We start from the raw sequence: 23,756 nt of genomic DNA, 5'->3' as shown, positions 1-23,756 counted from the left end.
CTATATGCCGCACACCTATATACCACCAAGCCTGCCGGTACGTTTTTCATTGAGCAGGCTGATAATGGTGGCCGAGGTTTCCTCGATCGAGCGCCGCGTCACATCGATCACCGGCCAGCCCTTGCGCTCAAACAGCCGGCGCGCGCGGATAATTTCTTCGCGCACCGCTTCCTGATCGGTATAGGAGGAGGGCTTGTCGTCATTAAGCGTTAGCAGGCGGTTCTTGCGGATCTGGATCAGCCGTTCCGGCGAGGCGATCAGGCCGACGATCAACGGCACATCCTGCTGATCGAGTTCTTCGGGCGGTTCATGGCCGGGGACGAGCGGAATATTGGCCGCCTTGATGCCGCGATGCGCCAGATAGATACAGGTCGGTGTCTTTGAGGTGCGCGACACCCCGACCAGCACCACATCGGCCTGACGCACCTTGTCGGCCATCGCGCCGTCATCATGGGCGATGGCATAGTTGAGCGCCTCAATGCGCTCGAAATATTCATTGTCGAGATTATGCTGCGCGCCCACCCGCTTGGAGACAGCCGCGCCCAGATGACGCGAAAAGGCCACCACCAGCGAATCGAGTACGCCAATCGCCGGAATATCGAGTTCGCGGCAGCGTGTTTCCAGCATGGTGCGCAGTTCGACATCGACCATGGTGTGCAACACAATGCCGGGAAAGCTCTCGATTTCCTGCAAACTGCGCTCTAGCTGCTTTTCCGAACGGATCAGCACATAGATATGCTCAATCGGCAGGATACCCTCAAAACGCGCCGCCGCCGCCTTGGCCAGGGCATTCAGGGTTTCGCCGGTCGAATCGGAGACAAGGTGGACGTGGAAATAGGTGCCGATTTTCGAAAGCGATGACTTGGGCGGCAGGGCGACCATGGGCTGAACCTTTCAGATATATGCAGGTTCATAACCAATTTTCGCGCGTCACGCCCGCGCAAAAATAAGGTCCGCCTGAAAATGCAAAAAATATGTGCGTTGTTTTGGGGACAGTTGCGGGTGCTGTTTGGGAAAACCTGGGGCGAAAAAGCCAAAAGCCGGTTCGCCGGTGGATAGGGGTGGATAAGGCGGCATTTTGTCCCGGTCTTCGGCAAAAAGTTAAAAATGTATAAAGACGATCGGTGACCATGTGCGTAAGTTAATCTTTCATTAACCCTGCACAGGCTCTGCTGGAGGTGCGTTAAGGAATTCTTAAGCAATCCTAATATTTGGTTAATTATCCACGCTCTCCCCAGGCTGTGAAAAGGCGCTTGTCCTGTCCGCTGCCGCTTGTGAAAAAGCCGTGAATCGCGCCAAATCTGCGCCGGTTTTCCGACTTGTCCGGCCCTCTATAACCACTTCAAACCCTTTTCTTTTCTTTTAGTATAGGTCATGAAGGAAGGCGCTTTTCATACGAGTTGACTTTATGACCCTTCCTCTGGCATCGATTGTTGCGGCCCCTCTGTTAAACGCGCTTTCGGGCCAGACCCTGACAACGCCGCCGGTCTGGTTCATGCGACAGGCCGGGCGCTACCTGCCGGAATACCGTGAGTTACGTGCCTCCACCTCGGGCTTTGTTGATTTCTGTCTCAATCCCGAAAAGGCGGCTGAGGCCACCTTGCAGCCGATACGGCGTTTCGGTTTCGACGCCGCCATTCTCTTTTCGGACATCCTGATGATCCCGCTGGCGCTCGGTCAGGATCTGACCTTTGCGGCGGGTGAAGGGCCGATCCTCGGTGACCTGCCATCGTTAGAGGCTATGCGTGACAAGGCCGGGCAGGCGGGCGAGGCTTTGAAAAATGTTGGTGAAACGGTTGCGCGCGTGGCGGCGCAGCTTGATCGGGCCCGCACCACGCTGATCGGCTTTTGCGGCGGGCCGTGGACGGTGATGACCTATATGCTCAATGGCAAGAAGGCGCATGACCGCAGCCTGATCCGCGCCTTCGTTTATGAGCAGCCGGAGCTTGTGGCATCGCTGATCGACATCGTCATCGAGGCCTCGGCCCAGTATCTGAAGATGCAGGCTGATCACGGGGCGCAGGTGCTGAAAATCTTCGAGAGCTGGGCGGAGGGCTTTCCCGATCCTCTGTTCGATCAACTGATCATTCAGCCGCATATCCGACTGATCCGGCGCGTGCGCGAACTGGGTGTGACCTTGCCGATCATCGGCTTTCCGCGTGGCGCTGAGGCGCGCTGCCACGACTATATCGACGCGGTTGAGGTGCAGGCTCTGGGGCTCGGCACGGCCACGCCGCTGAAGCTGGGTGTGGAACTGCAAAAGAAGGTGACGATCCAGGGCGCGCTCGATCCGGTGGCCTTACGTTCCGGCGGCAAAGCTCTGGATGACCAGATCGAACGTATAAGGCAAGCCTGGGGGCAGGGGCCGTTTATTTTCAATCTCGGCCACGGCATTTTTCCCGATACGCCGATAGCCCATGTCGAGCAGGCCTTGCAAAGGATCAGAGCCTGATATGGATCGTAAGATAAGCACAACGGCACCGAAGCGGACAGCGGTTTTGCTGTTCAATCTGGGTGGGCCGCACAAGCCTGAGGATGTAAGGGGCTTTCTCTATAATCTGTTCGCCGACCGTTATATTATCAACCTGCCTTTTGGTTTGCGCCAGGGCGTGGCGGCGCTGATTTCGAGCCGCCGTGCCCCGATGGCGCGGGCCAATTATGCCCTGATGGGGGGCGGGTCGCCGATCCTGAAGGAAACCGAGGCGCAGAGGCAGGCGCTGGAAACCTATATTAGCAAAAACACCCAAGGCATGGAGACGCGCGTCTTTACCGGTATGCGCTACTGGCATCCGTTCATCGCCGAGACGGTGCGTGAGATCGAGGCCTATCGGTCCGACCAGATTGTGGTGCTGCCCCTCTATCCGCAGTTTTCCTCAACCACCACGCTTTCGGGTTTCGAGGCCTTCAAGAAGGCCTATCGCGGCAAGGCGAAGGTGCATTATGTCTGCTGCTATGCCGGTAATGGCCATTTCATCAAGGCCCATGCCGATGCGGTGGCGGCGGTATTGAAGCGCCTGAGCGCGCCGGAAAACTACCGCATCCTGTTTTCGGCGCATGGCTTGCCGGAGACTATCGTCAAGCGCGGTGATCCTTACTCTGAACAGGTTGAGGCGTCGGTGGCCCGCATCATGGCCATGCTGAATACCGATGTCGAACACACCATCTGTTATCAGAGCCGGGTGGGGCCGTTAAAATGGATCGGCCCTTCGACGGACGATACGATCCGTCAGGCGGGCAGGGATGGCAAGTCGGTGATTGTGGTGCCGGTGGCCTTTGTGTCGGAGCATATCGAAACCCTGGTCGAACTGGATATTGAATATGGGCATCTGGCGCGTGAGGCGGGGGTGGCGGACTATATCCGCGTGCCGGCGCTGGGCGTGAATGGCGACTATATCAAGGCGCTGAATGACGAAGTGCTGAAGGCGATCGGCACCGAGGCGGCGATTATCGGCGATCATGACTGCGCCGCCTGTCACAGATTTTGTCCGAAACGGAGATAGTTATGGGTTCGGTGAACTGGTATGATCTGGCGCGCGGCCTGCATATATTGGCGGTGATCGCGTGGATGGCGGGGCTGCTCTATCTGCCGCGCCTGTTCATCTACCACATCCAGAACCGTGACAAGCCGCAGGTGACCGAGGTTTTCCGGGTGATGGAACGCAAGCTTTTGCGGCTGATCATGAACCCGTCGATGATCGCGGCGTGGATTTTTGGCCTGAGCCTGATCTGGCTGCGCTTTCATAATCACTGGGTCGGGTTGCTGGGGACGTGGATTATCGTCAAGCTGCTGGGGGTTGTGGCGATGACCGGCTATCACCATTTCCTCAGTGTGCGCTTCAAAAAGCTCGACCGCGGCGAAGACATTGGCACGGAGAAGTTCTGGCGGATGATCAATGAGGTGCCGTTCGTGCTGGCCATCATCATGGTGTTGTCGGTAACGCTGGAATATGGGGCGCGTTGAAGGATCGTCGGGGTTTGGGGCCTGTGGCCCCAAGCCTTCCTCTGTCTTTTCTTTGGCCTTGCCCGTTGGGCAAAGGCCCAAGAAAAGATAAAGACAGATGTGGGGTCACGGACCCCACGCCCCGAAAATTCATTTGACGCCTGCCGCCAATCCTGTACAGATCACCCTGATTTTGCGCAGGCGACCCCACCCCCTGCCGCGCAAGACCCAATTCACGGCGCCATGTTCTGTGGAAGAGCCGCATCCTTTAAAAAACCATAGCCTTTTCAAGACCTTATATTGAAAGGCACATGAACACCACCGCAACCGGCAGGCTGACAAGCCCGCCAAGACCTGCGCCTGTTCGTCCTTTACAGAAAGACCCGTCATGAGCGACGAAACCGACAACGACCTGCCCGACACCCCCGCTGAGACGCTTGGTGAGACTCTGGGTGAATCACTGGATAACGACCTCGACAGCGACGAAGGCGAAGGCGACGACGATTCCGAAGACGGCGTAGGCCCCTTAAGCGGCCAGAAAATGTCGCTGCAAACCCTGAAAGACAAGACCCCGACCGAGCTTGTCACCTTCGCCGAAGGCATGGGCATCGAGAACGCCTCTAACCTGCGCAAGCAAGACCTGTTGTTCGCCGTGCTGAAGGCGCTGGCGGATGACGGCTCCGAAATCACCGGCTCCGGCGTGGTCGAAGTGTTGCAGGACGGCTTCGGCTTCCTGCGCTCGCCCGAAGCCAATTATCTGCCCGGCCCCGACGACATCTATCTCAGCCCGCAGCAGATTCGCCGCCACGGCCTGCGCACCGGCGATACCGTAGAAGGCCTGATCCGCTCACCGCGCGAAGGCGAACGCTATTTCGCGCTCACCAAGGTGCAGACGATCAATTTCGAAGACCCCGAAAACATCCGCCACAAGGTGCATTTCGACAATCTGACCCCGCTCTATCCCGATGAGCGCCTGTGGATGGAGATCGAAGACCCGACCCTGAAAGACCGCTCCGGCCGCATCATCGACATCGTGGCCCCCCTCGGCAAGGGCCAGCGCTGCCTGATCGTGGCCCCGCCGCGCGTCGGCAAAACGGTCATGCTGCAAAACATCGCCAAGTCGGTGGCCGCCAATCATCCCGATTGCTATCTGATCGTGCTTTTGATCGACGAACGCCCGGAAGAAGTGACCGACATGCAGCGCACCGTGCGCGGCGAGGTCATCTCGTCCACCTTCGATGAACCGGCGACGCGCCACGTTCAGGTGGCCGAAATGGTCATCGAAAAGGCCAAGCGCCTGGTCGAACACAAGCGCGATGTCGTCATCCTGCTCGATTCGATCACCCGTCTGGGCCGCGCCTACAACACCGTGGTGCCGTCCTCCGGCAAGGTGCTGACCGGTGGTGTTGACGCCAACGCCCTGCAACGCCCGAAGCGCTTCTTCGGTGCGGCGCGTAACATCGAAGAAGGCGGCTCGCTGACCATCATCGCCACCGCCCTGATCGATACCGGTTCGCGCATGGACGAAGTGATCTTCGAAGAATTCAAGGGCACGGGTAACTCCGAAATCGTGCTCGACCGCAAGGTGGCCGACAAGCGCGTCTTCCCGGCGATGGATGTGCTGAAATCCGGCACGCGCAAGGAAGAATTGCTGACCGACAAGTCGAACCTGCAAAAAACCTATGTGCTGCGCCGCATCCTCAACCCGATGGGGGCACAGGACGCGATTGAGTTCCTCAGCGATAAATTGCGCCAGACCAAGAACAATGGCGAATTCTTCCAGAGCATGAATACATAAGGCCTTTGGCCTTATGTATTTTAGCTAAAGAAGAGTGCCTCGCAAAGGCTCGGACGCGCAGTCGCGCTTGCCGATTTGCTACGCAAATCGGAAACTTATATATACCCAGACCTTACAGGGACGGGGGAGAAGACTTGCCAACCCGATATGACAGGCTCATATCGGGTTGTCTGTTTCAATCAGGGCGATTCGTCCGCATCGGGAGCATCCCACATGAAGGTCACGGTCAATGTCGAATGTACGCCGCAAGAGGCGCGCACCTTCTTAGGCTTGCCGGATGTTGAACCGCTCAACGACTATATGATGGAGCAGATGAAGGCGCGCATGGCGCAGAATATGCAATCCATGCAACCGGATGAGATGCTCAAAAACTGGTCAAGCCTCGGTGTCACGGCGCAGGACCAGTTTTTCAAACTGATGCAATCGGCGGCCACGGCCAGCATGAACAGCTTCGGCAATAAGGCCGATAAATAAGCGCCGTGTTTCACGTGAAACAGACGATTTTTGCCCTGGCCAGCGCGCAGGGCCGCGCTGGGGTGGCGGTGGTGCGTCTGTCCGGGCCGCGCGCGCTTGAGGCCGTCGGCCACCTGACGGACAAGGTTTTGCAGCCGCGTCACGCCAGCTATACGCCGCTCATCTATCAGGGTGAGTTGATTGATCAGGCCGTGGTGCTATGGTTCAAAGCGCCGCACAGCTTTACCGGCGAAGAGTGCGTTGAGCTGCATGTGCATGGCGCACGGGCCATTCTCGATCGGCTTTACGCCATCCTGACCGAACTGGGTCTGAAGCTGGCCGGGCCAGGTGAGTTTTCACGGCGAGCGCTGGAAAATGGCAAGCTCGACCTGACTCAGGCTGAGGCGATTGCCGATCTGGTCGATGCCGAAACGGAAGCCCAGCGCAGACAGGCCCTGACCCAGCTTGGCGGCGGGCTGAAAGCGCAATATGAACAGTGGCGCGCCGAACTGCTCGATCTGCTGGCGCGCCTCGAAGTCTATATCGACTTCCCGGATGAAGACCTGCCCGACGAACTGGCCGAGGCCATTCGCGCACGCATCGACGGTCTGGCGCTGCGGCTGGGCGCTGCGGTAAGCGATGCGCAGCGCGGACGGCAGATCCGCGAAGGCTACCGCATCGTTATCCTTGGCGAACCCAATGCCGGTAAATCGAGCCTGTTCAATGCGCTGCTGAAGGCCGAGGCTGCCATTGTCACGCCGATTGCCGGTACGACACGCGACATCATCGAGGCGCAACTCCGCGTCGGGCCCTATTCCGTGCTGCTCTACGACACGGCGGGTTTGCGCGAAACCGCCGAACCGGTCGAGGCCGAGGGGATCAGGCGGGCACGCGCCAAGGCCGACGAGGCCGACTTACGCATCTGGGTGATCGACGCCACCAACCCCGCCCTGCCGGACGACTGGCGACACGAAGATTTGATGGTGTTTAACAAGCTCGATGAGGCCGGTGAGGGCGAGCGCGCCGCCATCGCAGGTTTACGTGTTTCACGTGAAACATCGCTGTTCGCCGTCAGTGTGGCGCTCGGGCAGGGGCTGGAAGACTGCGTGGCGGCCATTGAAGAGCGGGTCGGGTCAGCACTGGCCAACCAGACCTTCCCGGCGGCGACGCGGCAGCGCCATATCGACCGGCTGAACGAGGCACGCGATCAATTGCAACAGGCGGCGCGTGCGCTGTCTGCCGCACCCGAACTGTCGGCGGAAAATGTCCGTTCGGCGCTGGCCAGCTTCGACGCCCTGTTTGGCCGCTATGATGTCGAAGGCGTGCTCGACATCATTTTTTCGACCTTCTGTATCGGCAAATAGCATCATTTGACGGCCATTGCGATTCGACCGGACGCGCCCGATCTGCTATAGGCCGTGGCTTCCTGTCGGGTATGGTGCGTAAGAATGACGAAGCTTTGGGATGTGATTGTGGTCGGTGGCGGCCATGCCGGTTGCGAGGCGGCGGCGGCCTCGGCGCGCATGGGTGCGGACACGCTTTTGTTGACCCATAAATTCGCAACGCTTGGCGAAATGTCGTGCAATCCGGCGATTGGCGGCCTTGGCAAGGGCCATCTGGTGCGCGAAATCGATGCGCTGGACGGGCTGATGGGCCGCATGGCCGACAAGGCCGGGATGCAGTTCAAGGTGCTGAACCGCTCCAAGGGGCCCGCCGTGCGCGGCCCACGCGCTCAGATCGACCGCAAGCTCTATCGTGAGGCCATGCAGGCCGAACTGGCGCAAACGCCGAACCTGACCATTATCGAAGCCGCCGTCGAAGACCTGATCGTTGATCATGACGTGGTGACGGGTGTGATCGACGGTGCGGGCCTCCGCTATCAGGCGAAGGCCGTGGTTCTGACCACGGGCACCTTCCTGCGCGGCATGATCCATATCGGCGATCAGCGCACACCCGCCGGTCGCTGGGGTGATGCGCCATCCAATGGGCTGGGACAGCGGCTTTATGATCTCAAACTCGATATGGGGCGGCTGAAAACCGGTACGCCGGCACGGCTTGATGGCCGCACTATCCACTGGGACCGGCTCGAAAAGCAATTGGGCGATGAGCTTATCCAGCCGTTTTCGACCATGACGGCGGCGATTGACCGTCCGCAGATCGCCTGCGGCATCACCTATACCAATGAAAAAACCCACGCCATCATCGCCGAACGCCTTCAGGAATCGGCGGTCTATGGCGGGCATGTCTCGGGCCGCGGGCCGCGCTATTGCCCGTCCATCGAGGACAAGGTGGTGCGTTTTGCCGACAAGACCTCGCACCAGATTTTCCTTGAACCCGAAGGCTATGACGACGACACCGTCTATCCGAATGGCATTTCGACCAGCGTTTCCGAGGCGACGCAGGATGCTTTCCTGCGCACCATTGCGGGGCTGGAAGACGTGGTGGTGCGACGCTACGCCTATGCGATTGAATATGACTATGTCGATCCGCGCGAACTGAATCCGACGCTGGAACTGAAGCGCCTGTCGGGCCTGTTTCTGGCGGGTCAGATCAATGGCACGACCGGCTATGAGGAGGCGGGGGCGCAAGGCCTGATGGCCGGCATCAATGCGGCGGCGCGGGCAGGGGGTGCGCAGCCGGTGCTTCTGGGCCGCGATGAGGCCTATATCGGCGTGATGATCGACGATCTGGTGACGCGCGGCGTGACCGAACCTTACCGCATGTTCACCTCGCGCGCCGAATTTCGCCTCAGTTTGCGCGCCGATAATGCTGATCAGCGCCTGACCGATCGCGGTATGGCGATGGGCGTGGTGGGGGCGGTGCGTCAGGCGGCATGGGTGGCGAAACGTGAGGCTCTGGCCGCTATCCGGGCGCGGGCGGCGGAGCTGAACGCCACGCCGAAAGAGGCGCTGGCGCAGGGTATTTTAGTCAATGGTGATGGCCAGAGACGCAATCTGATGCAACTCATGGCCTATGATAGCTGCACGCGCCAAAGGCTGGAAGCCCTGTGGCCGGAAGTGGCTGAGTGGGATGCGGCCCTGTTCGAGCAGATCGAAATCGACGCCCTCTATGCCGGTTATATGGCGCGGCAAAAGGCCGAGATCGACAATTTCCGCAAGGATGAAAACCTGACCCTGCCGGATGATCTCGATTATCTGGCGATTGCGGGCCTGTCGAATGAGGCGCGCGAAAAGCTGAACCGCATTCGCCCGCAAACCCTGGGGCAGGCGGGGCGCATCGAAGGCATGACGCAGGGCGCGCTCTCAACCCTGCTGCTTTACGTCCGCAATCAGGGCAAGCGTTCGGCATGAACGCAGCGATGGGGATGACGCCGACCGAGATGGCGGCGCGGCTGGTGTTTCACGTGAAACAGGCGGCTATCGAGGATTTGCAAACCTTTTATGAGATTCTGGCCGAGCAAAATGAAGTGATGAATCTGGTCGGGCCCGCCACCTTGCCCGATTACTGGTCGCGCCATGTGCTCGATTCAGCGCAGTTGCTCGACCGCCGCCCTGATGCGCGCCGCTGGGCCGATCTGGGGGCGGGGGCGGGCTTTCCCGGTCTGGTGCTGGCCATCCTCCTCAAGCATTCGCAGGGGCCGGAACCGTGCGTCTGGCTGGTCGAATCCCTGATCAAGCGCTGCCGCTTTCTGCAAATGGTGGTGGATCGGCTTGAGCTTCCGGCCAAGGTGGTTAATGAACGCGCCGAAAAAATTAACCTCAAGGTCGATGTGGTGACGGCGCGTGCCGTGGCCCCGATGACGAAGCTACTCGGCTTTGCTGAAACCCTTATCGGCAATGGTGCCGATGCGTGGTTTTTAAAAGGGGAAAACGTCGAAAGTGAACTGGCGGAAGCTGGTAAAAGCTGGCACTTTGACGTAGAGATTTATGACTCCTTAAGCGACCCGCGTGGTCGCCTGATCCATATCGAGAGGCTGCGCCGTGCCCGATAATCTGCCGTCAGAAACGCCGTCTAAAGATATTTTGCTCAATGCAGACCGTAAAATCCGCGTTCTGGCCGTCGCCAACCAAAAAGGCGGCGTCGGCAAGACGACAACGGCGATCAATCTCGGCACCGCCCTGGCGGCTATCGGCCAGCGCGTCCTGCTGGTCGATCTTGATCCGCAGGGCAATGCCTCAACGGGCTTAGGCGTACCGCGCTCGCAACGCGCCAGTTCGCTCTATGATGTGATCGTCGATCAAAGACCGATTGGTGATACGGCTGTTAAAACATCGGTGCCGGGCCTGTGGCTGCTGCCGTCCGATCCTGATCTGTCCGGCGTGGAAATCGAACTGGGTCAGGCGGAGCGCCGCTCCTACCGGCTGCGCGATGCGCTGGATGGCCTCGATCAGGCCGCTCCGCCCTATGACTATATATTGATCGATTGCCCGCCTTCGCTCAATCTTCTGACCGTCAATGCCATGAGCGCCGCCGATGCCGTGCTGGTGCCGCTGCAATGTGAGTTCTTCGCGCTGGAAGGCTTAAGCCAGTTGATGCGCACCATTGATCTGGTGCGCGGCAGTCTCAATCCTAAACTGGGCCTGCAAGGTATTGTGCTGACCATGTTCGACCGGCGCAACGCCCTGTCCGGTCATGTCGAGCGCGACGTGCGTTCGCACTTCGGTGAGCTGGTTTATGACACGGTCATACCGCGCAATGTGCGGGTGTCCGAAGCGCCGTCCTTCGGCAAACCGGCCCTGATCTATGATATGAAATGTTCGGGCAGTCAGGCCTATATCAAGCTGGCCAAGGAGCTGGTGGCGCGTGAACGCTCACGCAAGGCCCAGGCAGCTTAAATTGGCGGCCTAATCAGGCGAGGGCCTGACAGGAAAGGTAAATATGTCGGAAAAACAAAGAGGTCTGGGTCGCGGCCTGTCGGCCCTTCTGGGCGATCAGGGCGCGGCGGCGGTGACGGCGGAAGCGCCCGCCTCGACGCGCGAAACGGGGCGCGACACGGGCAAGGGGCTGGAACAGCCGATTGAATTGCTGGTGCGCAACCCCGATCAGCCGCGCCGGGTGTTCAATGAGGCGGACATCGAGGAACTGGCGTCGTCGATCCGCGAGAAGGGGGTATTGCAGCCGATCCTCGTCCGGTCGGCCCCCGGTCAGGCCGGGTCATTCCAGATCATCGCCGGTGAACGCCGCTGGCGCGCCGCCCAGCGCGCCGGTCTGCATACGGTGCCGGTCATCATCCGCGAACTCGACGATCTTGAAGTGCTGGAAATCGGCATTATCGAAAACGTGCAGCGCGCCGATCTCAACCCGATTGAAGAGTCGCGCGCCTATAAGGTGCTGATGGATCGCTTCGGCCGTACCCAGGATGCGCTGGCGCAGGTGGTCGGCAAGAGCCGCAGCCATATCGCCAATGTGCTGCGCCTGCTCAATCTGCCGGAAGCGGTGCAGGATCATGTCCTTCAGGGCCGCCTGTCGGCGGGCCATGCCCGCGCCCTGGTGACGGCGGCTGACCCGGAAGGGCTGGCGAAGATTATCATCGACAAGGGCCTGTCGGTGCGTCAGACCGAGGCTCTGGTGCGCGATGGCGACGCGCCGGAAACGAAATCGGCGAAGCGACCAGCGCCGTCCTCCGGCGATGCCGACACCTTGTCGCTCGAACAGGATTTGCAGGAGGCGCTGGGCCTCAAGGTTAAGCTGGATGACCGTGGCGGCAAGGGGGAGCTGCGCCTGACCTATGCCAGCCTCGAACAGCTCGATGACTTGTGCCGTAAGCTAATGAAATAATTATATATTTTCGCATAACAGCGTCTCAGGCGAATTTGACCGCAGTCCTTGTGCACAGGGACGATTAAATTCACGACAGAGGCCGTGGCGCGAACAAAAAAAATGCCGCCCTGATGTCGTCAGGTCGGCATTTTTCATGGGCGGATGTCTCATACCAATCTGGCCGACTGGCCGTCCGAGCTTATGCGAGGAGCCCATTCTTCTTAAAAGAAATGGCGGCGTTTGAGCTGCAAATAATACTGATACCAACTTGCACCCAAACAGGTTCTGGGCTGCGCAAGTTGGTATCAGTCGGCGATCTTGACCTGCCGGCTGATGTCGAGCGGCGCGCTTTGATTCGCGCTGCCGCTTTCCGGCTGGCCGGAACCGACGCTGATCATATAGTGACCGGGGGTGAGCTGGCGGATGCCGTCGCGCGTGACGAAGCTCAGGTCGCGCGGCGACAGGGTGAAAGTGACCTGTTGATGCTCGCCGGGTTTGAGCGAGACGCGCGTGAAGCCGCGCAGGGCCAGACGCGGCGCGCCATCGAAGGCGGGCGGCGTCAGGTACAGTTCGGCGACATCTCCGCCTTCGCGCGTGCCGGTATTGCTGACATCGGCGGTAACAGTGACGCCGTTTTCAACCGCGCCATTTACCGGCGTCACTGTCAGCGGGCCATAGGCGAAGCTGGTATAGCTCAGGCCATAGCCGAACGGATAGACGGGCGTGCCGGTGAAATAGCGATAGGTGCGGCCCTTCATGCTGTAATCATCGAACGGCGGCAGATCCTTGACGCTTTCATAGAAGGTGAGCGGCAAACGCCCGCCCGGATCGGCGGCACCCGCCAGCACCTTGCCGACGGCCAGCCCGCCCGATTCGCCCGGATACCAGGCCTCGACAATGGCTGAGGCATTCTGTTTGGCCCAGGCCAGATTGATGGCGCTGCCATTCATCAGCACCACCACCAAAGGCTTGCCCAGCGCCTTGGCCTTTTGCAGCAGTTCAATCTGATCGGCAGGCAGGTCGATCGAGGTGCGGTCGCCGCCATCAAAGCCGGTCACGTGCAGCTTGCTCTCCTCGCCCTCCAGATCGGAGGTCAGGCCGACCACGGCCACCACCACATCAGCGGTCTTCGCGGCGGCCTGCATCTCGGCGTCCGGGTGGGCCGAGACGCGCTGCCAGACAATCGACGCGCCGAACGACTTGTCCGAGGCCATCTCGAAATGCAGCGGACAGTGCTGGCCTTTTTTCAGGCTCACCTCAACCAGATTGATCGGATCGCCCCAGTTGGAATAGGTGGTAACATTGATGACGGGCTTACCGTCCACCTGCATCGTACCGATCACGCCCGAAACGCCGATGCGATAGGTGCCCGTTTCCGGCGCGACCAGATCACCCGTCCAGACGATCTTATTGTGTTCGCTGACGCCCTTGAGCTGATCGGCGGATGAGGCCAGACCGGCTTCGCTATGGATGGCGGCGGGCTTGTCCTCATAGCCGGTGGCCTTGCCGTCGGCGCCAATACCGCTGGCATTATAATAGTCGGCTTGCAGACCGGGCTTGCCATAGGGGCCAATAAAGGCCGAGGCCGGGATCGGATTGCCGTCGGTAATCGAAGGCGCGGCGGGCGCGTAAGCGATTTTGGCGTCCGGCATGGCCTGACGTAAGCCCGCCAGCACTGAGATCGGCGGCGCGCTCTGCGGTGAGGAATAGTTGCCGCGCAGCACGCGGGTGGCATCGGCCAGAGGCCCGACCAAGGCGATCTTCACATCGGGTTTGAAGGGCAGGGTGCCGTCATTTTTGAGCAGGACAAGGCTCTCGATAGCGGCCTTCAGCGCCAGGGCCTGATGTTCGGGCGTATTGATGGCGCTGACCGGCACGGGCGCATCGGTGCGGATGCCCGGCAGATCGCCATTGCGCAGGCGCGCCGAGAACAACCGCACCAGCGCGCGGTCGATGTCGTTCATGCCGATCAGGCCGCGCTCATAGGCTTCTTTATAACGTTTGCCGAGGCCCGGCGTGTCGGACAGGGTCTGGGTATTGCATTCATTATCGACGCCCGCCTTGAGCGCCACGGCCACGGCTTCCGCCGGATCGGCGGCATATTTGTGGTGCTCGGATATGTCGGTCACGGCGTCGCAATCGGAGACGACATAGCCTTTGAAGCCCCAGTCGCCGCGCAGGTGATCTTTCAGCAGCAGGTCATTGGCGCAAGCCGGCTGGCCGTCAATGCTGTTATAGGCGCACATGATCGAACCGGCCTTGCCCTCGACGATGGCGGCGCGGAAGGCGGGCAGATAGGTGTCTTCGATGTCGTGGGTCGAGACGAAGACATCCGCAATATGGCGCGTCGGCTCAGGGCCGGAATGGACGGCGAAATGCTTGGGCGTGGAGATGACATAGGGCAGGTCGGGGTTGGGCCCCTGCATCCCCTTAACAAAGGCCACGCCCATGCGCGCCGTCAGATAAGGGTCTTCGCCATAGGTTTCCTGACCGCGGCCCCAGCGCGGATCGCGGAAAATATTGATATTGGGCGACCAGGTATCGAGCCCCGTGCCGATATGGCCGAGCTTGCCGGTCTGGCGGCCCAGTGTATGCAGGGCGCGCACCTCCGTTGAGATGGCCCCCGCCACATCGCCGACCAGCGGCGCATCGAAGGTGGCGGCCAGACCGATCGGTTCGGGGAAGTTGGTGGTCGGCACCGCGCCCAGTGCGCCGTGCAAGGATTCAGTCCACCAGTTATAGGCCGGGATATGGAGGCGCGGAATGGCGGGGGCGACATTGACGAGCTGACCGATCTTCTCATCGAGCGTCATCTGCGCCACAATCGCCTCGGCCTTGCTATTGGCTTCATCGCGTACCGATGATCCGGTCGTCGCGTCCTGCGCCATAGCGGGTGAAAGCGGCAATGACGCCAGGCAGAAGGCGATGGCCAAGGTGGAAGTACCCAATCGTAACATCTGATTTTTCCCTGATTTATATTTATAAGGCCGCATCGTGCAGATGATAGCGCTACCACCATTTTTAGCGCATAAGTCCTACAAATGAAAGTTAATTTTACAAGCGACACTTTTCCGTTCCGCCCGGAGGGTCAGGGACAGACGTAAGGATTTTCTGGATTCAGATGGGATTGAAACCGGTGCAGATCATGGTTTGCCGTGTGATTGTCGGGAAATTCGCGCCTGAATATGGCTTACCGTCCAGCGCCCATCCTCTGCGTGCCGCTTTCGATTCAATCTATTTTACTTGAAAAACGGAGAAACTCAGAGTTTAGTCTGACAAATGGGGTCTATTGCGAAAGCGCGACGCATTTTCGGGAGGCGCTCCGCGGTATGCTGATACATAAGCTTAAAGAACGCCGGTAAGGCGCGACAGGGACGATTTATGAACCGTGCATGTGCAATTCGGCCATTATGGCTGGCAGGCGGACAAGGCAGCTATGTCATGATAGCGCTATCAAAAACGTTACGGCACAACCATCACATAAAAAGACGCCGTCATCTATCCATACAGGGAGACTATAATTCATGAAAAAGGGTTTATTATACAGGCTGACCAGTGGGCTGGCCGTCATGGCGTGCCTGAGCCCGCTCGGTCTGGCTCCGCTGGCCGCCCAGGCGCAAAGCCCGGCGACCTCGCCTTCGATCCCGCTCTTTCCGATCACGGTCGGCATCGACGCCAGCCAGACAGAGCGCGCCATCAGCCCCTATGAGTACGGCATGTTCGTCGAGCCGATTGGCCGCGCCGTGGATCGCACGCTTTGGGCCGAAATGCTCGACGACCGCAAATTCTACTTCCCCATCGTGCCGAAAGGCCAGGATGCGCCGCCCGCCCGCCCTTCACGCACCGGCCCCGACAAGCACTGGCGGCCCGTTGGCCCCGCTGATGCCGTGGTGATGGACACGAAAGATGCTTACGTCGGCGATCAGAGCCCGCGCATCAGCCTGGCGGGCAGCGATCCGCGCGGCATTTCGCAATCGGGTTTGAGCGTGGTGGCGGACAAGGCCTATACGGGCCGCATCGTGGTGGCCATACCTTCGGGCGCGCAAGGTCAGGTCAGCCTCGTCTGGGGCGACGGGCCGAACGACCGGCAGAGCGTGAAGCTGCCCGCCACGGGCGGCGCGTGGAAGACGGTCAGTTTCAGCTTCAAGCCCTCAGCCGCCAGCGACCAGGCCCGGCTGGAGATCACTGCCACGGGCACGGGCACGGGCACGGGCGATCTGCGTATCGGCGCGGTGTCGCTGATGCCCGCCGATAATCTCGATGGCTGGCGCGCCGACGCGGTGGCGCAACTGAAAAGCCTGCATTCGGGCATGTGGCGGCTGCCGGGCGGCAATTATCTGTCCAACTGGGACTGGCACGACGCCATCGGCCCGCAGGACAAGCGCCCGCCGATGTTCGACCACGCCTGGGATGCCATGCAGACCAATGACATCGGCATGGACGAATGGATGGAACTATGCCGCCTGATCGGCACCATGCCCTATGTCACGGTCAATGCGGGTCTGGGCGACGCCAATTCCGCCGCCGAGGAGGTCGAATATCTGAACGGCCCGGCCAGTTCCTACTGGGGCGGCCTGCGCGCCAAAAACGGCCATCCGGCCCCTTATGGCATCACCTATTGGGACATTGGCAACGAGCCTTATGGCGACTGGCAGATCGGCAAGACGACTCTGCAATATTACATCTATAAGCATATCGACTTCGCCAAACGCATGAAGAAGGCCGATCCGTCGATCATCCTGCTGGCTTCCGGGGCCATGCCCGACCAGCGCAAATGGCCGGGGGTGGACAAGGAAAACTCCAATCTGCAAAGCATATTGCCGAAATTCGGCACCGAACTCGACTGGACGGGCGGCCTGCTGGCCAAGGCGTCGGACTATTTCAGCGGCGTCACCGAACACTGGTATGACACGGCCGAAGCACGACCCGATGCGCCGGCCGATGACGAGCTGATCGAATTCGCCCGTCAGCCCTCGAATAATGTGCTGATGAAGGCCGATGAGTGGAACATCTACCGCCAGAAATATCCGGTGATCGACAAGAAGGACATGTTCCTGTCGATCGACGAATATGCCTATTTCCCGTCGCCGCCCGATCTGAAGACATCGCTGGCCTATTCGATGGTGTTGCAGGAAATGCTGCGCCATACCGACGCCATCCGCATGTCGGCCTTCACGATGGGGCCGGCCACGCTCGACCAGACGCCCAGCGCCTCGACGCTGAACACAACCGGTCTGGTGTTCAAGCTGTATGGTGAGCATTTCGGCGCGGGCGTTATTCCCGTCAAGGTAACCGGCGGCACGCCCTGGCCCGACCCGAAATATCCGGTTGGCTTCGATCATCCGCAGGTGGTGGCGGGCAGCCCGACCTGGCCGGTGGATGTGATCGCGGCCTTGAGCCCCGACAAGAAGAAGCTGATTATCGGCACGGTCAACGCCACCTACGAGCCGCGCGATCTGGTGCTGACCCTGGGCAGGCTGAAACTGGCCGCCACCGGCACGGCCTACCGGCTGGCGGGCGCCACGCTCGATGCCGCCAACAAGGTGGGACAAACGCCCGGCGTCACCATCGCCACCAGCCCGGCGGCGCTGAATGATGGCAAACTCAGTGTGCCGGCCACCTCCACCGTCATCTATGAATTTGATATAACCGGCGGGCTTTAAGCCATCGCATCAGGGAAAACGTCATGAAAACATCTTTCCTTCTCAAGGGGCTGCTGGCGGCGACGCTGGCCATCGCCTTACCGGCTCTGCCGGCATGGGCGCAGGTACAGACCGTTGTGCCTGCCGTCGTGCCGGGTGCGGCACCGGTCATTGTGCAGAACATCATCGTCCACTCCAAGGCGCTGGAGGGCAATCTCGAAGGCGAATCGCCCGACCGCAAGGTGATCGTCTATCTGCCGCCCGACTATAACAAGAACCCGAACAAGCACTATCCGGTCGTCTATGCCCTGCACGGCTATTCAATCGACAATGAGATGTGGACGCATGAAATCCACACGCCGCAAACCATCGAAGGGGCCTTCGCCACGGGCACGAAGGGCATGATCATCGTCCTGCCCGACGGGCGCACCCTGCATAATGGCTCAATGTATTCCAACTCACCGACGGTCGGCAATTTCGAGGGCTTCATCGCCCATGATCTGGTCGCCTATATCGACGCCCATTACCGCACCATCCCCAATCGCAACAGCCGCGGTCTGGCCGGGCATTCGATGGGCGGGTACGGCACGACACGCATCGGCATGAAATATCCCGATGTCTTTGGTGCCCTCTATATTATGAGCCCGTGCTGCCTGTCGGCGCGCGCCGCCCCGGACGCCGAGATGGCCAAAAAGCTGGAAGCGATCACGACGAAAGACGAGGCCGTCAAGGCCGACTGGTTCGCGCGCGCCACACTGGCGACGGCGGCGGCCTGGTCGCCCGATCCGAAAAAACCGCCCCTCTATCTTGATCTGCCTACCAGGGATGGCGTGGCGCAGCCCGACATTCTGGCCAAATGGGCGGCCAATGCACCTCTGGCCATGATCGACCAGTATATCTCGAACCTGAGGCAATATAACGCCATCGCGATGGATGTCGGCGATCAGGACGGGCTCAATGTCGATACGAAGAAGCTGCATGAGGTGCTGGACAGCTATGGCATCGCCAACAGTTTCGAACTGTATAGCGGCACCCATACCAGCGCCGTGGCCGACCGCTTCCAGAACCATGTATTACCCTTCTTCAGCCAGCACCTGAAGTTCGACGACGCGCAATAGGCATCAGGCTGCGGGCGGAAAGCCTGCCCGCCGCCCAGCGATTCAGCTAGAGCAACGAGTGTTTAATTTGACTTACAAATTGAATGCGAGATGCGGAAAAACGTAAAATGGAGAGCGGGTTGCATTCCGTTGACCGATTCAATCAGAATGCAAACCGCTCTAGCGAGGCCAGAATGACACCTGAAAAACATGGCAAGCCCTACGGCCCTCAACGCGGACTGACACGCCGCACCCTCACCCGGAGCTTCATGGCCGCGCCACTGGCCCTGTACGCACTGGGCGCTACAGGTGCGCGCGCCCTGCCGATCGGCGATTCGGCTGGTGGGCCGCGCCTCGCACCATTTGGCGGCGGACAGGTTCGTCTGAATAGCGGCCCGTTTCTGGACGCGCAAAAGGCCAACCGCGCCTTCATGCTGCGTCAGGATCCTGAGCGTCTGCTGCACACCTTCCGGCTCAATGCCGGCCTGCCAACAAAGGCGCAACCGCTCGGCGGCTGGGAAGACCCGTCCTGCGAGCTGCGCGGCCACTTCACCGGCCACTATCTGTCGGCCTGCGCGCTGGCCTATGGCCATCGCCGCGATGCCGATCTGAAGACGCGCGGCGACGCCTTGGTGGCCGCCCTGGCCGCCTGCCAGACAGCGCTCAATCAGGGCGGCTATCTCAGCGCTTTTCCGCAAGAACTGTTCGTCCGGCTCGATGCGCGCCAGCCGGTATGGGCACCCTTCTATACCTATCACAAGATTCTGGCCGGGCTGCTCGATATGCACGAACACGCGCAGAACGCTCAGGCGCTTACCGTCGCCACCGGCATGGGCGAATGGGTCGATAACTGGACGAAGGACAAGACGCGCGCCCACATGCAGGACATTATGAACGATGAGTTCGGCGGCATGAACGAGGCGCTCTATAATCTCGCCCGGCTGAGTGGTGACCGGCGCTGGATCGCGGTTGGCGACCGTTTCAGCAAGGATCGGCTGTTCGTGCCTCTGGCAGCGCGCGTCGATGAACTGACCGGCCTGCACGTCAATACCCACATCCCTCAGGTGATCGGCGCGGCGCGGCGTTACGACATCACCGGCGATGCCTATTACAACGGTATTTCCGGCTTCTTCTGGGACACGGTTACCCAGTCGCGCAGCTATGTCACCGGTGGCTCCAGCAATAAGGAACACTGGCTCAAGCCGCCGGGCCAGCTTGCCGCCGAATGGGCCGAAAGCCCCAATCATCAGGAATGCTGCTGTTGCTACAATATGCTCAAACTGACGCGCGCCCTGTTCATGCAGGCACCTCAGGCGCGTTATATGGACTATTATGAGCGCAACCTGCTCAATCACCGCCTTGGCACGATCGATCCGCAGACCGGCAACACCACCTATTTCCTGTCGATGGCGCCGGGTGCCTGGAAGACGCTGTGTACCGACACAGACACCTACTGGTGCTGCACCGGCACGGGCATTGAAGAGTTTTCCAAGCTGGAAGACATGATCTATCTGCACGATCATGACGGCGTCTGGGTCAATCTGTTCATGCCCTCGACGCTCGACTGGCGCGAACAGGGGGTGCGCCTCAGCCAGGTCACGGATTTCCCGCGCGCCGATACCGTTACCCTGACTGTCGAGGCCAGCAATGGCAAGGCCTGGCCGCTGCATATCCGTATTCCGGCCTGGGTGGACGGCCAGGCCGGTTTGCGCCTCAACGGACAGGCGGTGGATGCGGTGGCCGATCCGGGCGGCTATACCCGTCTGTCGCGCGTCTGGCAAAAGGGCGACCACATCGAACTGCGCCTGCCGATGAAGCTGGGTGCCGATGGCTTCGAAGACCGGCCCGCCTTGCAGGCTCTGACCTACGGCCCGGTCGTGCTGGCAGCGCAACTGCCGCGTGGCGACATATCTGCGCAACTAAGCCAGGCTCAGGGGCCGGATGTCGCCAAGCTGCCGATGGCGATCCCCGCCTTCACAAGCGGTCAGCCGCTCGATCAACTGGCGAGGCCCGTGGCGGGCGCGCCGCTCACCTATGTGGCGGCCAGCGATGGCGGAGAGGTGCGTTTCGCGCCCCTGTCGGACTCATGGAACCGTTTCGCCGTCTATCTCAATACGGCCAAGACCTGAAAAAGAAAGCCTGATAAAAAGAGTGCCGGTGTCTGCCACCGGCGCTCTCTTTTGCTTTTATGGCCTCGGCGTGACGCGGATCATCACCACGGCGTGCGAGGGTACATCCGCTGTATAGCCGGTCTGGACGTTCTTTTTGACCGCCTTCGACCACAGATCCTTCACGTCAGCCTTGTTGGTTAAGCCCAGCGCCTTCCAGTCGGCGGTCATGCGGTGCATGGCGGCTGAGCGATTGAGCAGGATGACCGCCGTGTCGCCATTGCTGAGAGGACGCGCCCAGACCTCGAAATCGCCGTCCTTCGAGACGCGATGGCCTTCGCGGCCGAGTGTATCTTGATCGACGGCGATCACGTCCTTGTTGAGCAGGATGGTTTTGGTGGCCTCGCTCATGTTTGACAGATCATTGCCGGCGATCAAAGGCGCGGCCAGCATGGCCCACAGGCTGAAATGGGCGCGGTATTCATTATCGGTCATGCCGCCATTGCCGACTTCGAGCATGTCCGGGTCGTTCCAGTGATTGGGCCCGGCGTATTTTTCAAGGCCGACCTGCTCATCGAGAATATCGAGCACGCCATTATCCCAGCCCTTATGATGGCCACGATAAAAGGCGTCGGTAATATCGCCGGTGGTGCGCCACAGATGGCCATCCGCCGCCGCCCATTCCCAGGGCTTATGCGTGCCCCATTCACAGATGGAAAACACGATGTCGCGGCCTGATTCGCGTAAAGCCGTGGCCATGATGGCGTAATTGGCCCGGGCGTCGTCGCTGCCCGTATAGCACCAGTCATATTTCAGGTAATCGACCCCCCAGGCGGCATATTGCTTCGCATCCTGAAACTCATGGCCGCGCGAACCGGGCCGTCCGCCACAGGTCTTGGTGCCCGCATCGGAATAGATGCCGAACTTCAGGCCCTTGCTGTGAATATAATCGGCCAAAGCCTTGATGCCGGACGGAAACTTGACCGGATCGGCGACGATATTGCCCTGCGCATCACGCCCCACCTGCCAGCAATCATCGATGATGACATATTGATAGCCAGCGTCTTTCATGCCCGACGCCGCCATCGCATCGGCTGCACCCCTGATCTTGGCCTCATCGATATTGCACTGGAAATGGTTCCATGAATTCCAGCCCATCGGTGGCGTCATGGCCACTTCGGGCTTGGGCAGAAGCTGCGCATATTCAGTTGTGTGCTGGGCCAGGGCCGTACCCGACCAGCCCGTCAGTGGCAGACCGACCACCAGAAACAGCGCCAAACCGCGTAAAATCTTCATTTTTCGTTCCTTGTCAGATGCGATCCGCGGGGCCGGTTACGGCTGTAGCGACACCACGGTCACCGAGGCGGGCGGCAGGGTCAGCATGATGGCGCCGTCCTTCAACTTGCCGCGGATGGCTTTCGGCGTCACCGTGTCGGGGTGGTCAAAATCATTGACGCTGTCCACCGCAGGCGCGCTCAGAGTCTGGCCGCTGGCCGAGCTGGCCTTGAAGCCGAGCGCGGCGGCATCGACCTCCAGCGGCTGGTCGGGATCGAGATTGGTCAGGGACAGCCAGATCGTGCCGTTCTTATCACGGGCGGCGATGGCGTCGAGGCGCGGCAGGGTGGTGTCGCCATGCACGTAAGCGCCTGCATCATAGGTGACCGGGATGAAGGTGGCGTCCTGGAACGGCACGTACATTTTGAAGACATGATAGGTCGGCGTCAGCACCATTTTCGGGCCATCGGTCAGGATCATGGCCTGCAACACATTGATCATCTGGGCGATATTGGCCATGCGCACGCGGTCGGCGTGGCGGGCGAAAATATTGATATTGAGCGCAGCCAGCACAGCATCGCGCTGGCTGTTCTGCTGCATCAGGAAGGCGGGGTTTGAGCCCGGCGTCGGGGCCAGCCACGCCCCCCACTCATCGACCACCAGCGCCACCTTCTTGTCAGGATCATACTTGTCCATGACGGCGGCCTGCTTGTCGATCAGCGGCCCCATTTTCAGGGTTTCCTTCAGCACATGGGCATAGGCGTCTTCATCGAAACCGGTGGAGGGCATATGCGGCGGCCAGCCGTCATAGACCGTATAGGAATGCAGCGACAGGCCCTGGAAATCGAACGACCAGCCGCGCCGTTCCTTCCATGTTTTCATCACCGCCTCGGTCCAGGTGGTGTCGTCCGTGCCGGGGCCGACAGCGATTTTCAGCGTCGGTTCCTTGCTGTTATAGCTGCCGACGAAACGGGCATATTTGCGTAACTCAGCCGTATATTCATCGGGCGTCATCAGGCCGCCGCAGTCCCAGCTTTCGTTGCCGATCCCCATCATGGCCACGCGGTACGGCGCGGGGTGGCCATTGGCGGCGCGCATTTTCGCCAAGGTGGTTGGCTGGTCGGCGGTCATATATTCCATCCAGTCCTGCGCCTCGCCCACCGTGCCGGAACCGACATTGAGCGACACATAGGCTTCGGAGCCGATCTGGTGGATGAAGTCCATATATTCATCGGTGCCGAAAGCGTTGGAATCGACCACATTGCCCCAGGCCGTATTGACGCGCGTGGTGCGTTCAGGCCCCACGCCGTCGCGCCAGTGATAGCTGTCGGCATAGCAGCCGCCCGGCCAGCGCACATCGGGCACCTTGATGGCTTTCAGCGCCGCCACCACGTCATTGCGGATGCCGCGCGTATTGGGGATGGAGGAATCCTTGCCGACCCAGATGCCATTATAGATGCCATGACCCAGTTGTTCGGCGAACTGGCCGAAGATGTGGCGGTCGATGGTGGCGCCGGGCTTATCGCCATCGACCGTGAGCTGGATTGCTGGCGCTGCGGTCGCCATGACCGGCAGGACGAAGGCCGCGGCCAGTGCGAAAAGACTGGCGGTCATGGCATATTTCATGGTGTTTCCTCGCATGTTTATATTTGTGTTCAGGGCGCGCCTCATCAGCATGGCGGTGATGGCGTCCTGAAATTACGTCCCTGCCATGTTTATATG

The 23,756-nt window shown here is 60.3% G+C and carries 17 protein-coding genes; 13 read left to right on the top strand and 4 right to left on the bottom strand.

What is annotated here, in order from left to right:
* Positions 1-15: 15 nt before the first annotated feature.
* Positions 16-882, bottom strand: coding sequence for a pyruvate, water dikinase regulatory protein (locus tag QB905_RS10840; RefSeq protein WP_282975042.1), 867 nt, complete (start codon positions 880-882; stop codon positions 16-18).
* A 526-nt stretch (positions 883-1,408) separates the two neighbouring features.
* Between QB905_RS10840 and hemE the strand changes: the two genes are divergently transcribed.
* The 10 genes from hemE (at position 1,409) to QB905_RS10790 (ending at position 11,930) form a co-directional block, all read left to right on the top strand.
* Entirely contained in the window at positions 1,409-2,452 is a 1,044-nt protein-coding gene (gene hemE, locus QB905_RS10835; protein WP_282975041.1) for a uroporphyrinogen decarboxylase, read from the top strand.
* Position 2,453: 1 nt separating this feature from the next.
* The gene (hemH, locus tag QB905_RS10830) at positions 2,454-3,500 is read left to right on the top strand and encodes a ferrochelatase (protein WP_282975040.1); all 1,047 of its coding nucleotides are present in this window, start codon (positions 2,454-2,456) and stop codon (positions 3,498-3,500) included.
* Positions 3,501-3,502: 2 nt separating this feature from the next.
* Positions 3,503-3,961: a CopD family protein gene (locus tag QB905_RS10825; RefSeq protein ID WP_349252569.1), complete on the top strand. Its 459-nt coding sequence runs from the start codon at positions 3,503-3,505 to the stop codon at positions 3,959-3,961.
* A 367-nt stretch (positions 3,962-4,328) separates the two neighbouring features.
* Positions 4,329-5,738: a transcription termination factor Rho gene (gene rho / locus QB905_RS10820; protein ID WP_282975039.1), complete on the top strand. Its 1,410-nt coding sequence runs from the start codon at positions 4,329-4,331 to the stop codon at positions 5,736-5,738.
* 213 nt (positions 5,739-5,951) lie between these two features.
* Positions 5,952-6,212 carry a DUF6489 family protein gene (locus tag QB905_RS10815; protein WP_282975038.1) on the top strand — a complete coding sequence of 87 codons (261 nt, stop codon included), beginning with the start codon at positions 5,952-5,954 and terminating at the stop codon, positions 6,210-6,212.
* Between the two features lie 14 nt (positions 6,213-6,226).
* Entirely contained in the window at positions 6,227-7,555 is a 1,329-nt protein-coding gene (mnmE, locus tag QB905_RS10810) for a tRNA uridine-5-carboxymethylaminomethyl(34) synthesis GTPase MnmE (RefSeq protein WP_282975037.1), read from the top strand.
* Positions 7,556-7,639: 84 nt separating this feature from the next.
* On the top strand, positions 7,640-9,502 hold the full coding sequence (gene mnmG / locus QB905_RS10805) for a tRNA uridine-5-carboxymethylaminomethyl(34) synthesis enzyme MnmG (protein ID WP_282975036.1): 1,863 nt from the start codon (positions 7,640-7,642) through the stop codon (positions 9,500-9,502).
* A 14-nt stretch (positions 9,503-9,516) separates the two neighbouring features.
* The gene (gene rsmG, locus QB905_RS10800; RefSeq protein ID WP_282975621.1) at positions 9,517-10,143 is read left to right on the top strand and encodes a 16S rRNA (guanine(527)-N(7))-methyltransferase RsmG; all 627 of its coding nucleotides are present in this window, start codon (positions 9,517-9,519) and stop codon (positions 10,141-10,143) included.
* A gap of 52 nt (positions 10,144-10,195) precedes the next feature.
* The gene (locus QB905_RS10795; protein ID WP_461781800.1) at positions 10,196-10,987 is read left to right on the top strand and encodes a ParA family protein; all 792 of its coding nucleotides are present in this window, start codon (positions 10,196-10,198) and stop codon (positions 10,985-10,987) included.
* 43 nt (positions 10,988-11,030) lie between these two features.
* Positions 11,031-11,930, top strand: a complete 900-nt coding sequence (locus QB905_RS10790; RefSeq protein WP_282975035.1) for a ParB/RepB/Spo0J family partition protein — start codon at positions 11,031-11,033, stop codon at positions 11,928-11,930.
* Between the two features lie 287 nt (positions 11,931-12,217).
* Here QB905_RS10790 and QB905_RS10785 read toward each other — a convergent pair whose 3' ends face one another.
* A complete protein-coding gene (locus QB905_RS10785) occupies positions 12,218-14,869 on the bottom strand; it encodes a glycoside hydrolase family 3 C-terminal domain-containing protein (RefSeq protein WP_282975034.1) in 2,652 nt (883 codons plus the stop codon).
* A 567-nt stretch (positions 14,870-15,436) separates the two neighbouring features.
* Here QB905_RS10785 and QB905_RS10780 point away from each other — a divergent pair.
* From QB905_RS10780 to QB905_RS10770, 3 genes are all read left to right on the top strand, one after another.
* Positions 15,437-17,575 (top strand): alpha-N-arabinofuranosidase, encoded by a 2,139-nt coding sequence (locus QB905_RS10780; protein WP_282975033.1) that lies wholly within the window; start codon positions 15,437-15,439, stop codon positions 17,573-17,575.
* A gap of 23 nt (positions 17,576-17,598) precedes the next feature.
* A complete protein-coding gene (locus tag QB905_RS10775) occupies positions 17,599-18,672 on the top strand; it encodes an alpha/beta hydrolase (protein WP_282975032.1) in 1,074 nt (357 codons plus the stop codon).
* A 173-nt stretch (positions 18,673-18,845) separates the two neighbouring features.
* On the top strand, positions 18,846-20,780 hold the full coding sequence (locus QB905_RS10770) for a glycoside hydrolase family 127 protein (RefSeq protein WP_282975031.1): 1,935 nt from the start codon (positions 18,846-18,848) through the stop codon (positions 20,778-20,780).
* Positions 20,781-20,837: 57 nt separating this feature from the next.
* Here the strand turns inward: QB905_RS10770 and QB905_RS10765 are convergent, their stop codons facing one another.
* Complete coding sequence (locus tag QB905_RS10765) at positions 20,838-22,055, bottom strand: glycoside hydrolase family 27 protein (RefSeq protein WP_282975030.1); 1,218 nt, start codon at positions 22,053-22,055, stop codon at positions 20,838-20,840.
* 36 nt (positions 22,056-22,091) lie between these two features.
* A complete protein-coding gene (locus QB905_RS10760; RefSeq protein WP_282975029.1) occupies positions 22,092-23,648 on the bottom strand; it encodes an alpha-N-arabinofuranosidase in 1,557 nt (518 codons plus the stop codon).
* Positions 23,649-23,756: the final 108 nt, after the last annotated feature.

Origin of the sequence: Asticcacaulis sp. EMRT-3 (assembly GCF_030027245.1) — a bacterium.
GTDB lineage: Bacteria > Pseudomonadota > Alphaproteobacteria > Caulobacterales > Caulobacteraceae > Asticcacaulis.
This window is presented reverse-complemented; position numbering and strand designations above follow the sequence as displayed.

Excerpts from the sequence above, each read along its gene's own strand:
- QB905_RS10840 (WP_282975042.1), bottom strand. The coding sequence starts at position 882 with ATGGTCGCCCTGCCGCCCAAGTCATCGCTTTCGAAAATCGGCACCTAT.
- hemE (WP_282975041.1), top strand. The coding sequence starts at position 1,409 with ATGACCCTTCCTCTGGCATCGATTGTTGCGGCCCCTCTGTTAAACGCG.
- hemH (WP_282975040.1), top strand. The coding sequence starts at position 2,454 with ATGGATCGTAAGATAAGCACAACGGCACCGAAGCGGACAGCGGTTTTG.
- QB905_RS10825 (WP_349252569.1), top strand. The coding sequence starts at position 3,503 with ATGGGTTCGGTGAACTGGTATGATCTGGCGCGCGGCCTGCATATATTG.
- rho (WP_282975039.1), top strand. The coding sequence starts at position 4,329 with ATGAGCGACGAAACCGACAACGACCTGCCCGACACCCCCGCTGAGACG.
- QB905_RS10815 (WP_282975038.1), top strand. The coding sequence starts at position 5,952 with ATGAAGGTCACGGTCAATGTCGAATGTACGCCGCAAGAGGCGCGCACC.
- mnmG (WP_282975036.1), top strand. The coding sequence starts at position 7,640 with ATGACGAAGCTTTGGGATGTGATTGTGGTCGGTGGCGGCCATGCCGGT.
- rsmG (WP_282975621.1), top strand. The coding sequence starts at position 9,517 with ATGACGCCGACCGAGATGGCGGCGCGGCTGGTGTTTCACGTGAAACAG.
- QB905_RS10790 (WP_282975035.1), top strand. The coding sequence starts at position 11,031 with ATGTCGGAAAAACAAAGAGGTCTGGGTCGCGGCCTGTCGGCCCTTCTG.
- QB905_RS10785 (WP_282975034.1), bottom strand. The coding sequence starts at position 14,869 with ATGTTACGATTGGGTACTTCCACCTTGGCCATCGCCTTCTGCCTGGCG.
- QB905_RS10780 (WP_282975033.1), top strand. The coding sequence starts at position 15,437 with ATGAAAAAGGGTTTATTATACAGGCTGACCAGTGGGCTGGCCGTCATG.
- QB905_RS10775 (WP_282975032.1), top strand. The coding sequence starts at position 17,599 with ATGAAAACATCTTTCCTTCTCAAGGGGCTGCTGGCGGCGACGCTGGCC.
- QB905_RS10770 (WP_282975031.1), top strand. The coding sequence starts at position 18,846 with ATGACACCTGAAAAACATGGCAAGCCCTACGGCCCTCAACGCGGACTG.
- QB905_RS10765 (WP_282975030.1), bottom strand. The coding sequence starts at position 22,055 with ATGAAGATTTTACGCGGTTTGGCGCTGTTTCTGGTGGTCGGTCTGCCA.
- QB905_RS10760 (WP_282975029.1), bottom strand. The coding sequence starts at position 23,648 with ATGACCGCCAGTCTTTTCGCACTGGCCGCGGCCTTCGTCCTGCCGGTC.